Origin of the sequence: Caballeronia sp. LZ062 (assembly GCF_031450785.1) — a bacterium.
In the GTDB taxonomy this organism is placed as follows: Bacteria; Pseudomonadota; Gammaproteobacteria; order Burkholderiales; family Burkholderiaceae; genus Caballeronia.
Window position 1 is genome coordinate 2,535,103 of record NZ_JARTWB010000002.1, and the last position, 12,515, is coordinate 2,547,617.

At 59.4% G+C, this 12,515-nt stretch carries 13 protein-coding genes and 1 pseudogene; 2 read left to right on the forward strand and 12 right to left on the reverse strand.

Annotated features, from left to right (window positions below; translation table 11 throughout):
• Positions 1 to 4 precede the first annotated feature (4 nt).
• From P9239_RS17870 to P9239_RS17925, 12 genes and pseudogenes are all read right to left on the reverse strand, one after another.
• The gene (locus tag P9239_RS17870) at positions 5 to 556 is read right to left on the reverse strand and encodes a BREX protein BrxB domain-containing protein (RefSeq protein ID WP_309753231.1); all 552 of its coding nucleotides are present in this window, start codon (positions 554 to 556) and stop codon (positions 5 to 7) included.
• Complete coding sequence (locus P9239_RS17875; protein ID WP_309753233.1) at positions 543 to 1,343, reverse strand: hypothetical protein; 801 nt, start codon at positions 1,341 to 1,343, stop codon at positions 543 to 545. The genes P9239_RS17870 and P9239_RS17875 overlap by 14 nt, the downstream gene beginning before the upstream one ends.
• Before the next feature lie 20 nt (positions 1,344 to 1,363).
• On the reverse strand, positions 1,364 to 2,275 hold the full coding sequence (locus P9239_RS17880) for a WYL domain-containing protein (RefSeq protein WP_309753234.1): 912 nt from the start codon (positions 2,273 to 2,275) through the stop codon (positions 1,364 to 1,366).
• 193 nt (positions 2,276 to 2,468) lie between these two features.
• On the reverse strand, positions 2,469 to 2,801 hold the full coding sequence (locus tag P9239_RS17885; protein ID WP_309753236.1) for a hypothetical protein: 333 nt from the start codon (positions 2,799 to 2,801) through the stop codon (positions 2,469 to 2,471).
• Between the two features lie 925 nt (positions 2,802 to 3,726).
• The gene (istB, locus tag P9239_RS17890; RefSeq protein ID WP_404980189.1) at positions 3,727 to 4,542 is read right to left on the reverse strand and encodes an IS21-like element helper ATPase IstB; all 816 of its coding nucleotides are present in this window, start codon (positions 4,540 to 4,542) and stop codon (positions 3,727 to 3,729) included.
• Positions 4,526 to 6,040 (reverse strand): IS21 family transposase, encoded by a 1,515-nt coding sequence (gene istA / locus P9239_RS17895; protein WP_309748522.1) that lies wholly within the window; start codon positions 6,038 to 6,040, stop codon positions 4,526 to 4,528. Before istA ends, istB begins: the two co-directional genes overlap by 17 nt.
• A 111-nt stretch (positions 6,041 to 6,151) precedes the next feature.
• Positions 6,152 to 6,442 (reverse strand): annotated as a pseudogene (locus P9239_RS17900) (hypothetical protein); the annotation flags it as partial.
• Positions 6,439 to 7,392: a phage capsid protein gene (locus P9239_RS17905; protein ID WP_309753238.1), complete on the reverse strand. Its 954-nt coding sequence runs from the start codon at positions 7,390 to 7,392 to the stop codon at positions 6,439 to 6,441. The gene P9239_RS17905 and the pseudogene P9239_RS17900, both read right to left, overlap by 4 nt.
• Positions 7,393 to 7,419: 27 nt before the next feature.
• A complete protein-coding gene (locus P9239_RS17910; RefSeq protein WP_309753240.1) occupies positions 7,420 to 8,418 on the reverse strand; it encodes a lambda-exonuclease family protein in 999 nt (332 codons plus the stop codon).
• 102 nt (positions 8,419 to 8,520) lie between these two features.
• Positions 8,521 to 9,492, reverse strand: coding sequence for a DUF932 domain-containing protein (locus P9239_RS17915; protein WP_309753242.1), 972 nt, complete (start codon positions 9,490 to 9,492; stop codon positions 8,521 to 8,523).
• Positions 9,493 to 9,654: 162 nt separating this feature from the next.
• Positions 9,655 to 9,807 carry a hypothetical protein gene (locus P9239_RS17920; RefSeq protein ID WP_309753243.1) on the reverse strand — a complete coding sequence of 51 codons (153 nt, stop codon included), beginning with the start codon at positions 9,805 to 9,807 and terminating at the stop codon, positions 9,655 to 9,657.
• A gap of 208 nt (positions 9,808 to 10,015) precedes the next feature.
• On the reverse strand, positions 10,016 to 10,159 hold the full coding sequence (locus P9239_RS17925; RefSeq protein WP_309753245.1) for a hypothetical protein: 144 nt from the start codon (positions 10,157 to 10,159) through the stop codon (positions 10,016 to 10,018).
• A 463-nt stretch (positions 10,160 to 10,622) separates the two neighbouring features.
• On the opposite strand from P9239_RS17925, the gene P9239_RS17930 reads away from it, so the two are divergent.
• Together P9239_RS17930 and P9239_RS17935 are read left to right on the forward strand one after the other, a co-directional pair.
• Positions 10,623 to 11,957 carry a hypothetical protein gene (locus P9239_RS17930; RefSeq protein ID WP_309753248.1) on the forward strand — a complete coding sequence of 445 codons (1,335 nt, stop codon included), beginning with the start codon at positions 10,623 to 10,625 and terminating at the stop codon, positions 11,955 to 11,957.
• Positions 11,954 to 12,442 carry a hypothetical protein gene (locus P9239_RS17935; RefSeq protein ID WP_309753250.1) on the forward strand — a complete coding sequence of 163 codons (489 nt, stop codon included), beginning with the start codon at positions 11,954 to 11,956 and terminating at the stop codon, positions 12,440 to 12,442. Before P9239_RS17930 ends, P9239_RS17935 begins: the two co-directional genes overlap by 4 nt.
• Positions 12,443 to 12,515 lie beyond the last annotated feature (73 nt).

Consider the following 12,515-nt stretch of genomic DNA (forward strand, 5'->3'; position numbering starts at 1 on the left):
TTAATCAAAATTCTTTGTCTGCGGTGATGGGCACGGCCAGGTAATTCCAGCCGTCGTACCCGTCCAGCAAGCGGTAGTTGTTGTCTTCGTAGCTGCCGGGAAAGAACACCAGCAAGCGGCCCTTCACCTTAGGCGCGAGCTTATCCACGACCTCCTTGACCTTCAGGAAACCGAACAGCGAGCCGACGCCTTGAAGCGCCACGACGAAGTGTTCGCTGACGTTCATGTCCTTCAGGAAGGCATCGAACTCGACTTCGATGTAGCTGAGGTACTTGGGCAGCAGCGTGGACAGCAGATTGGGCTTTTGAAAGTAGCTCTTGGCGTAGCGCTGGGACGCGAGCCAGTCAGGGAACGAGTCCGTTAGGTCGAACATGGCCCACTCATGACCCGCCGCGCGGGTAGCGATTTCAAACTCGTCAACTTTGGCGCGCAGGCGCAGCTCTTCCGTCTCGTGGTAGACGCAGAAGATCACGCGCTGAGCGGCCGCCGCGTCGGCGCGCCATGGCACGGCGACGTACTTGCTGTAGGACTGAGTCAGTCGTTTAATTCGGCTCACGTAACCACTCCATTTCCTGTGCTGTGATCAGGTTCCGGAAAAGCACTTCTACCACTTGGCCGACGCGCTTGAGCGAAATCCAGCTCCTGCGAGACGCGTCCTCGGACAATTCGATGGTCTTCTCGAAGGAGCAGTCGAGCATCCGGGTGTAGTCGCTCTTGAACAGCGACTCGCCGCGCAGACCGCTGACGTAACCTAGAAGTAGTGCCAACGAGACCGCGCCTGGCGTCGCCAAGGCGTGGGCGCGCACTTTGTGGACGCGGCCGGCCAGGTGACCCGATTGGGTCCAGGACGAGTTGATGTTTCGCACGGTGGACGCAAGCGTGGCCTTGCTGAAGCGCCCCGGCTCTTGCGCGTCGATGAAATCTTCCATCGCGTCCCGGGTAACAGTCGCCCCTTCCTGGAATCCTAAGATAAAGGGGGCGGTGGCCCGAAAAATGGGGTCGCGCGAGTAGGCGCATAACGCTGCCAACAGCGGCTGCCCATCCACATCGCGCGGCCAGAAGAAACGCAGGGAGCGAAACAGCAACAAGCTTGGATCGAGCGCGTAGAGATCGACCAAGTGCCGGAAGGTCAGCGCCCGAGTCTTGCCCGAACGTTTCCCGAGGCAATTGGCAGTCTGGATGGCTTCGAGGTACTCTGTCCTGGGTGCATCGGCTTTGTCCACATAGGACAGCAAGGTGCGCAGTTCGACCAGCATCATCGTTCGAGAAGTATGGGCCCCGCCGCGCTCATAACTGAACCCGAGGCGCTCCAGCTTCTTGTTTTGCTTATTCTCTACGGTCACGTTGGTATCAGTCGTGGTATTCAGTTGGCGTCGACATCGATCCGCTGTTGATCGGAGCGGTAACCCGGCGCCAAAACGGCACTCTTCACGCCGTAGATACTAAGGTGGTCCTTCAGCCACAGACGGTATTCATGGCCGCGCAGGCAGTGGTCCGGTGAACAGTCGACGCTCCACTTGCGCAAGATGGATCCGGCCGTGGCAGCACGTAGCTTCATCCGCAGTGCGCCGTCGCGCATGCTGTAGTCCTTTTCAGTAATTTCAGGTCGAGGCTGGTCGGGATGTGGCACCAACTCCACCTCAACAATGCGTGTCCATTGAATATCTTGGTCACTGAGTTCGTGTGGCGCTGGTTTCTCGCCCTTCAAGACCTTCGGATACTTGATGCGCGTGATCACGAAGTCCCGAAAGTCCTGTGACTTACGATCGAAGGCGCGAACGTGCCACCTAAGACCGCTATCGATTAGGGCGAAGGGCACGATCTCGCGTTGCGTGCGTCCATCGGAGATCGAGTGGTACTCGATTCTGAGCACACATTTCTGATGAATGGCCCGCGTGATGCTAGCTAGAATGCTTAGATCCGGCTGTGTGATCCGTGAGGCAGTTTCGTTCGTAACCCAAGCATCGATACACCGTGGCTCACCATCTCCGAAGCCTTGGGTAAGCCATGACAATACGCGCTCTGGCGGGAAGTCGAACATTGGACGAAAGCCGTCGCCCAAGACGTATGCCTTTGCCTTAGCGTCGTAATCGATGTTTCCAGGAACATGCTCTCTGTACAGGGCAAGATCCCGGGTCGCGGCAGCCGACTGGATGTCGAACCTAGAAACCAAGTCTTGTCGACGAATCTCTCCGATGAAACGGATGCGCAACTCCACGAATGCAAGGCGATCACGCTGCGGCTGGGTCAAATCGGCAAGTTGTTCGATCAGCATCCGAAATGGCTCATTCGAATTGTACGCATCGTTGGTAGGTCATGGCATGCTTCGGATGCGCATCTTAACTCTTCGCACAGCACTTATCCATCGCATTTTGATTAGGACCGGTCTCATACGAAGGCGCTCAGCCCACAAAAAAAAAGCTCTGGCAGCTGCAAGAGCGCGCCCACTCGGAGCGCGCTGCCCTACGTTATGCCCCGCCAGCGTGTGCAATGACATTCGATGGAGAATCGTCGGGAACCAGAATGGTCGTGGCTGACCGATCCCATCCGGTGATAACCCACACGCTTTGCCCGGTCGGCAAATCATAGCTTGACAGCAGCCGCAGCCCGGCTTCGACCGACAGTTCATTCTGCCGACGGTCACTGTCAGAAAGGTTGCCCCAGTCGCCGCTCACGTGTCGCAGCACCAGCTCGACGGGAGAGACACCGGCCGTGCGTAAGACCTGCAGCGCGGCCGGCGACACGAAGATGCGACCGGGCCGAAAAAGCGGGTGGAAGAGGCGGAGGGAAGGTGAGTTCATGTCGGTTGCTCCAGATATCGGGCGTGTGGCTGCCTCCGGCAGAGCCGGATGCGAAGCGGTGGAAGCGAAGAAAATACGGGGACTGATGAAGCGGGCGTGACGCCCGGCCTATGGCTTTGCGCTACGTTCGGCAAGTTGGCGCCGCAATGCCGCCGCTCTCGCGTGCGAACAGCTTAGATGCCGCCGAATATCGGCAACGGTGGCTCTCACGCGCCCTGCCGCAACCTCGGTGGCGAGACGTGCGAGCTCCACATCGGGAGCATCGCTTACAGCTCCTACATCACGATCATGTTCGGCGACGTAAGCAGTAGGAGGCGATTCGTGACTCGCCGTCGCCGTTTCTCGGACCGGCTTCGTGGCGGACTCCATGACTGGCGTTGTGACGGGCGGCACGACGGGTACGGTCAAGACTGGTGAGATGATGGTCGCTTCCGTGACTGCGTGACGTGACTCGAGTGCGAGCACCCACAGCAGGCAGGCCAAGCCCTCCAGTACGGTGGCGAACATCAGGCCTGCAAGCAGATCGAGTCGTGTGACGCCCGTACCGAGTAACGCGGCAAGCCGCACCGTGACGGGATCTGCCCGCAGAGCGTCGCGCTGCGCCGTGACCAAGTCATCCGCCGCCTGACTTCGGCGAATGTCCTCGGCTTCGGCGTCAAGTGCATCAAGCCTAGCTGCAAGCAGGACGCGCCGCGCTTGGAGCGACGAACAGTTGCGGGGACAACGCTGCAGCGCCGCGAACTGGAGCTGACGCGTCATCGCGACCCGCTCGGCCATGACAACCGTGAGGCTGCGACCGGATACGGATGGCGCGATCGGCACAATTGCAGCGACGGCCTTCGAGCGTGCCTCACCTGTTGATTTGCGCCGGAAACTGACCCACTTTTTGCATCTAAAACTGACCCACCCCTGATGTGCAGAAACGTCATTTCGGTGCGTCGATTTCCTCCTCTTTTTGTCGTTTGGGTGAGCTTTTTCGGGTTGCAGCCCGCGATGCGGGCTGCCCCGCCGTGCTGTTTTTGAAGCGCCAGGAGTCGTTGCCTGTTTCGACTATGTGGCAGTGGTGTGTGAGGCGGTCGAGCAGCGCAGTCGTCATCTTCGCGTCGCCGAATACGTTCGACCATTCGGAGAAGCTTAGGTTAGTCGTAACTAGGATGCTCGTGCGCTCGTAGAGCTTCGAGAACAGATGAAACAGCAGTGCGCCCCCGGTTTGCGTGAATGGCAGATAGCCGAGTTCGTCCAGCACAATTGCGTCGACATACATCAGCCGATTCGCGAGTTGTCCCGGTTTGCCTGCGGCCTTCTCAGCTTCAAGTTGGTTCACGAGTTCGACGGTGGTAAAGAATCGAACCCGCTTGCCGTGGTGCTGTATCGCTTCGATTCCGATTGACGTCGCAAGGTGCGTCTTCCCCGTGCCGGGTCCGCCGATGAACACGATGTTTTGCGCCGATTCGCAGAATCGTACGGTGTGGAGTTCGCGAACGAGGCTCTCATCGACGCTCGCTTGCTCGAAGTCGAAGCCCGCGAGGTCGCGGTGAGCAGGGAAACGCGCAGCGGCCATCTGATAGTTGATTGACCGCACCTGGCGCTCGGCTGTTTCTGCCTTCAGCAACATCTGCATGAACTTCTCCGGCTCGAACTCGTTGTGACGCGCCTGCGCGAGCAGTTCGGGCCACGCTTGCGCCATACCGTGGAGCTTCAACGACTTCAGTAATGCGGCGGTTTCATTCGACATGACCATCCTCCTCGTTGCGAACGCGAAGCCGCTCGTATCGGTGAACATCCGCAACCGGTTCGACCTTGAGCGTGATTGCCGTTCTCACCACATCGCCTGGTCGAGCCGACGGGCTTTTTAGCCGCGCAAGGATGTTGAGGACATGGTCACCGCTCGGACGCCCAGATTCGAGCGCTAGCTCAACCGCCACTAACACAGCCTCCAGCCCATGGATGGGAGTCGCCGCGAGGACCTGCACCATCACGCGGTCGCCGCCGGTCTGCTTCAACAGGTGTCTCTGCAGTCGAAGCATCGGTTCGGGCATCGTCAAGAACGGCGCACCGTTTCTCAACGAGCCGGGCTTGCGCTCCACCAACGCGATGTAGTGGCGCCAGTCGTAGAAGGTTTGATAGCGGTCGAAGCTGCGCGGATGGCGGGCAATCTCGATGCCGTCGGCGACCAGGCTGATATAAGTCGGATAGCAGCGCAGGCTGACGATTTGATGTGCGTACTCGGTCGGCACGCTGTAACGGTTTCGGTCGAGGTGTACCAAACTTGTGGGCGACACGCGCACCGGCTTCTCGATGTAGCCATCGAACGGCTTCGGCATTTGCATCAGCCGTGGACGTTCGTCTGCCAAAGCCTCTTCGACGCTTAGTTCAGGCCACTGTGGATGTTTTAATTCCTTCCACGCCTGTCGGCATCGCTCGGCCAACCATATGTTCAGAACTTCAAGCGACTCCCACCGAATCGCGATTGCATCGTGCCAAATCTGTCGGCGCCGGTCTTGAACGTTCTTCTCGACGATGCCTTTCTCCCAGCCGGCGGCTCGGTTGCAGAATTCCGGCTCAAACAGGTAATGACCGCACATCGCGTGAAACCGCGCATTGATAGCGCGCTCCTTGCCAGGTCCGACCTTGTCGACAGCAGTCTTCATGTTGTCGTATATGCCGCGACGAGGGACGCCACCGAGAGCAACAAACGCTCGTGCATGGGCGTCGAACAACATCTCGTGACTTTGGGTCGGGTAGGCAACGAGCCAGAAGGCGCGACTCGCGGCGAGCTTCAGATGCGCGACCTCCACTCGTCGCCTGAGGCCACCGATGAAGACGTACTCGCAGCTCCAGTCGAACTGGAACGCTTCGCCGTATTCGAACGCGAGCGGCACGAAGGCGCCACGCTGCGCTCCGGCATCGCGTTCCTTCTTCCAGTTGCGAACGAACGCTGATACGCGGTCGTAACTGCCGTCGTAGCCGGAGGCGCGCAAATCCTCATACATCTGAGTCGCCGAACGTCTCTCTCGTCTTGGACGTTTGGTGTCGGCGAGCAGCCACAACCGCAGTTGCTCGGACCAAGGGTCGACAACGCTGTTATTGACGCGTTTCGGATACTTCGGCTCACCGGTCGACGGCTCGCGCAGCCAGCGTCGAATGGTGTTTCTTGAGAGCCCCGTCTGTCTCGCAATGTCCCGCAGCGGGACGCCGTCGCGGAAATGCATCCGCCGAATCTTGGCCAACATGCTCACGGTTATCACTCCGTTCTCCCGCTTGGCGTCCAAGCGGGAAGTTGAACATGTGGGTCAACTTTCGATGCAAATTTCTAGCGGAAGTGGGTCAGTTTTGCGCGCCTATCAACACTCACCCGCATGTTGCTGCGCAAGCAGAAAAAACGTTGCGTGGCCGTAACACGCACTCGCCATACAGGCCGCCCATAACGCGGCGGCCAGGAGACGCACAATAGGCGGCGCAGCTCGCACCAGCGCTGGCAGGAGGTGCGCGCTGACAACCAGCACGATGCCAAGCGCGACCCAGACGAGGCGCTCCGGCAACGTGCCGCCGCGCTGCCAGCCCGCCAGCACCGACAGACACAACGCCGTGCCTGTAGCCACAACCGCTAGCGCAAACGCCCAGCGAGAGGTGAGCGTCATGTGCCCTCGCCTCCCAGCAGGGCCGCCTTGCGCGCCAGTCGGTCGCGCAGCGACGAGCGCAAGTCTGCTGCGTCTGCTGCTTCAGACGGTTGTGACTGCCCAGGTCCGCCGGCTGGTGGGCTACCGCTGGTCGAGCCGTCTATCGAGTCGCCACCCGGATAGAACTCCTCGGCCACGGACATACTTTCCTCCGGGCTATCCTCAAATGCGCCGTTTGCAAAGCCCACACGCGCAGCGGCATCGAGCGCCGACTGATCGAAGCCCGCTGCCTTGCGACGCACGTCCAGTTCACGCGCCTGCGCAATGGCGTCCTCTAGCGTGCTGCCCGCGCGTACACCCAGGTCCACGTAGTAGATCGCCGAGCGGTAGCTCTGCGTAGTTGACTTGCCGCGCAGCTTCAGTTCCAGTGGTAAACACGCGAGCAGTCCGCCTGACACGGCACTAAAGTAATGCAGGCGCGCGGCGAGCGTGCGGATCGAGTTGTACGAGGTCGTGCGCAGGATGAACGAGCCCAGCTCGTCATCGTCGCCGATGGTCACGTTCAGGCGCGCGTAGGGCTTGCAGCCTCCCTGCTTTCCGAATGTACATCCGTCCGGCGATGCGCACGGCTGATGCTGGACGCCTTCTCGGGTCATCCGCATACACGTCTCGCCGTTGCCTACACACACCGGTCGCCCCGTGTCACGATCAAAGACGCTATAGTCGGCACGCAGGTTCAGGTCCGGGTCATTGAACAGCATGCGCACGGGAATAGCGCGCAGCTTACCCGTCGTTGCCTTGCGCAGCGTTTCGTTCAGCGGGTGCAGCATCCAGCCATCGCGCCCTTGAACCTGCGTCGTCAATGTGAACTGGTCGTCCGTTTCCGGCAGACGCTTGCCGTTTTTCTCGACAACTCTTCCAATCGAGATGCGCCCGACCACGGGCGGCGTAATCGCAAGTCCTTTGAGCATGGTGATTCTCCTGTATGTCAACGTGCCTCAGACCGAGACAAGGAACCGGCGTGAGCCGGGTTTGGTGATGGCGTACTGCTGGGCAAAGGCCGGGTGATCGGCAACCAGGCGCTTCACGTCTACCGCAGAGGAATCCCTGCTGCGTTTGAACGAGACCTCGCCCGTCTCGAAGATCGCGCGCGACGCATCACCCATGGCCTGCTGGATCGTCTGCTTGAGCAACGCTTCCTGCGCCTCCTGCTTGTCGATTGCAGCGCGGACGGCTACCAGATCAGCAAACACGGCTGACAGCCGCCCGTCGTCCGTAAAATCCACGGTACGAGCGTCACCTGGATACAGACATCTCAATGCGCGATCCGCCGATTCCGATCCATCCGCCGGCGGTGGCGTGTCGCTCGTGACGTACTGCCAGAACTGCGCCTCGAGCGGGATCAACCGCGCAATCAGTTCGTCGTCTCGTTCGACACGATGGATTTCAAGCTTTTGGCCGCATAGCAGCACGGCAACGTGCGCCACACGCTTGCTTGTCACGGCCAGTTGGTGCTGCACTTGAAGCTGCACGTACTCGGGCACGCCCTCGCGCCAGTGGCGCGCACCGAACTCACCAGCCGTCTTACATTCGAGGATCTGCACGTCCAGCCCCCCGATGACTTCCCGATCGAGATTGGCGAGCATCCACGGGATCGTCGGATGCTGAAGCACTGCATTGACCTTGCGCACGCGGTTGCCGGTCTGGTGCGTGTAGGCGGCAGCGACAATTGGTTCAAGCAGCGCGCCCCAGTACACCGGCTCGGTCGTATCGTGCGGGTCGGGCCTTGCGAGCGTCGCGTCCCTGCCCGTCTTTTCGAGCCACAGTTCCAGTTGGCTTTTGTACGGATTCAAACCAACGGCTGCTGCCGAATCTGAACCGCCAATGCCCGTCCTGCGGACCTGCAACCAGTCGGCACGGCACAGGTTGCGGGTCTCGACGAGACGTAATGCGCGTGGCATCCTCGTAGAGCTCTCACCTGGTATCGCTTGTGACATGTCATGCTCCTGACGGCATAAGGCCCGGCGAGCGCAAGCTCGACCGGGATGTGCAAATGAACGAGATAGAAAAATGTGGGTGACAGCAGACGACCGTGGGAGTCAGACAACGAGTTTGAGCGCTTCATCCCACGCCTTTCGCTTGAGCGCAGCGCCTGCGCCAAACCACGCGGCATCGCGCCGGTGATCGTGGCTGCGCGCACGGCGCTCGTGGTCGACGTACTCGGTGACACTGTTGAGTAGCCCCCACGCAGTGCCCGCCGCCGAGGCCAGTTCCGCGCCCTTTCCGCGCCCCGCGAACAGTTCATTCACGGCCTTCACGGCGCTGTCATTGGTGGCCGCCACCGGACGCTCAGTCGTGCTGCCCGGGTGATAAGTAAGCACGCGCCTGAAATACGCTTCCACGGATTCCGTGCTGACCTTGCGTTCCGAGAGCGCCTTCATGCGCGCCATGAAGCCGTCCCAGGAGGAAATAGCAATGCCCAGTTGCCGCTTGACAGCATCCGCATTGAACTGGCTGCGGTGCGGCACCTTGACAGCGCCCGTGATGTCGCCCAGCGCAATGGCGAGCGTGTTGTTGCACACGACGCGCACCGACGTGAATTGCGCGGTCGTCGCAAGCGTGCCGTCACAGGCTGTGGCGAGCAGCAGGTAGCCGTTCACGCGGTCGCGTCCCTTGAGCGTTGCGCTGTGACCGGTTTTGGCGAGCGCCCAGAACTTGCGGCCCTCCTTGAGCACGCCGGCCGTCTCCAGTTCAAAGCCGCCCACTTCCGTGAGGTCCCGATAGAACTCCAGGATTTCAGACGGCTGCACGACCTGGTAGCGGCTGGAGACAACCGAGAGCGGTGCTTTAGTGTCGGAGCGGTACAGCACCTTTTGATCGGGATACGCATGGATTGATCCGAGGTTCGAACCGGCGCTGCCCGAGACGAAGCGCACTTCGGCTTCCTCGATGCTCCAGTTCATGCCGGCCTGCTCCGCCCACACTTCGAGCGGCTGATTCTGCGCAAGCTGGTTGCCCAGCCTGTGCCACGGGGCTTCCTTGACATACGCCATGGTCTGGACAAGATGCATGGTGAACTCCAGAAAAAGGATGAACGCAGACCGCCCGGTCGGAACCAGGCTGCCTGACAGAATCGAAAGAAGGGGAACGAGAGAAATGGAAAGACGGATGAACCGTGCGGCGGGACGCCTACGCAGGCAAAGGAAGGCCCGGGTGCGTGACGCCTGCGCCGGTCAACGATGCACGCTGAACGTATGCCCGCATGAGCAGCACCGGTAGTTGTCGAGCACGTTCGTGTCGATAGCTTCGCCGACGGCGATGCCTGTGGCACACCCGGTAGCCGCACCGAGCAGGCCGGCGATGACCGCGCCAGCAATGCTGCCCACTAGCGCACCGCCAGGTCCAGCAAGCGAGCCGACAGCTGCACCCGCTTCGGCGCCTGAGAGTACGGCTCCGGCACCGCTCGCGGCGCCGGCCACCGTGCCAATCGCACCGCCGACCTTTTTGGCGTGGTTACGGATCTCGATGCGAGCCGAGCCACACTTTGGACATTGGGTCATTGGGAAACTTCTCCATGTTCGTGATTGACGACGTTCAGGCGCCGCACGCCGGGCGCATAGCCGCGGCCTTGAGCCGGTCGATGTATTCGAGGATGGTCGTTGTGGACAGCACTCCTGACAAAAACACAATGGCAAATGCGATGAGGGTATCGATGGGTGAATTGATGGGTAGCATCATGACTTCCTCCTTGGTGGATGCGCGGGAAACTTGCAGGAGGCAGAACCGAAGACAGGCCTAGTTCTGCACATGGAGGTGATATAGAACTGAGATTTTTTTGAATCGACGGGCGACCGGCATAGAGTCCGAAGGCCTGCGCCTTCGGACTCTATTGCGATCAGATCGGTGAGGACAGCGCGTCCGCGGGCTAACAAACGAGTAGATGGAAGAGAACGCTGGCAGAGAAGGCGGCTACGGCATCAGGCGAGCTATTCGTCTGGTGCCGCCGCGGCTCCCGATCATTTTTGCATCCTCCAGACCTGGGCTGCGCTCAAGGCTCCCATTCCCCCTCAATCTAGCGCTGGACCCCCTCGCAGGAACCAGAAGTTAAGATTGGCTCAAGAACAGACCGTGTCTGGCGTCCGGCCAGCATCCGGCAACGGGTAAAATAGTCACCACAGCCGCAGGCCAAGGACCATCCGGGATGACGGTCGCCAACTATCTGCGCCAGCTATCAAAATCGGCAGCCAGGCATACCAGGAGGAAATCAATGCCGAGAATGCGTGTCAGAAACTTCGGCCCGATTCGTCAGGGGCGAGAAGAGAACGACGGGTGGCTCGAGATGACGAAGGTCACAATCTTCGTCGGCAACCAGGGCTCGGGAAAAAGTACGCTGGCAAAGCTGTTCTCGACTTTCGCTTGGATCGAGAAGGCGCTTGTGCGCGGCGACTATGAAAAGAAGTGGTTTGAGCGCAAGAATCGGCTCCAGCATCAGTTCTTGAAATACCATCGTCTTGAAAATTACATGCCGCCGAAAGGCAATGAGCCAGCAACGCTCGAGTACCAAGGCGATGCGTATTCAATCACCTTAGCCGACGGATACGTCTGCTTCGAAGAGAGCCGGCCGCGCTCAAAGTACGAATTGCCGCAGATTATGTACGTGCCTGCGGAACGGAACTTCATTTCATATGTCAGGCACCCCAAGGAGTTGAAACTGTCCTCTGACTCCCTAAAGGAGTTTCTGTCGGAATTCGAGAAGGCGAAAACAGAATTGCGCGGTCGGTTGCTACTCCCCATCAATGACGCCGAGCTTGAATACGACAAGCGGAACGACACGCTCAGCATCCGTGATAATGCGTACAAACTTCGCCTGACCGACGCATCCAGTGGATTTCAGTCCGCCGTGCCACTGTTTCTAGTCAGCCATAGTCTCGCCCATAAGGTCAAGGCGAATGCCGGGCAGGCATCCGAGGGCACGGCAGAGCCGATGAGTGTGGAGCAGCTCGACCGTTTCAAGAGCCTTATTGCCGATATTTCCGGCAATGACACACTGACTCAGGAGCAAAGACGGGCCGCGATCTCCACGATCTCGTCGAAGTTCAACAAGACGGCGTTCGTGAACATTATTGAGGAAGCCGAGCAGAACCTGTTTCCCACGTCGCAATGGGCTGTGATTACCCAGCTGCTTGCAATGAACAATTTAGCAGCTGCCAACCGGCTTGTACTCACAACACACAGCCCGTACATCGTCAACTTTTTCAGTATCGCGATCCAAGGCCATTTTCTTCGCCAGCGGATCGAAGAACGAGGCTCAGCCCCCGGATTACTTGACCGACTCGGCCAAGTCGTTCCACTGAACGCGCTAGTAGATGGTCGTGATGTATCGATTTACCAGTCCGACGAAATAACAGGATCGATCCAAAAGCTGGCGACCACCGACGGCATTCCGTCGGACCAGAACTATCTGAACCTCCAGCTCATGAAAGGCAACGACCTATTTGATGACCTCCTTGACATTGAGCAGGAGCTTGGTGCGTGAAATTTTTCGACACGAATTGCCAGCAAGGTCCGTTCGCCCACGCAACTTTCGGCATCTGCGACGACGAGAACGGCGGTGTCGCATATGTCGCAACCACCACGCCGTCAGATTGGGTTGCAACGGTACTCAATCATCAGCAGGTAGCCGTCACGTTCACCGCAATCGATAAATGCGTGATCAAGGACGGTGAGGAAGAAGGCCGAGGTAGATGCGACGGCATGCTGACCACAGACAGACACCTGTACCTAGTCGAACTCAAGAACCAGCGGAATGCATGGCAAAGTGGCGCAATCGAACAACTCAGGTCAACACTTCGCTTCCTCGTACCGGAAGCCGGCGATCTGGGACAATTTCGCTCCCGTAAGGCTTTCGCCTGTAACCGCAGGCACCCGAAATTTGCCGTCATTGATAACGAGACGAAGAAGGCATTTTTCACCGAGTTCAGCTTCCGACTACACATCGGGGCAAGCATTGTCATCGACTAGTGCTCGACAGGCTTCGTGTCGTCATCCACGCTTCCTGCATCACAGCAGCTACGGGCACGTTCACACGACGACC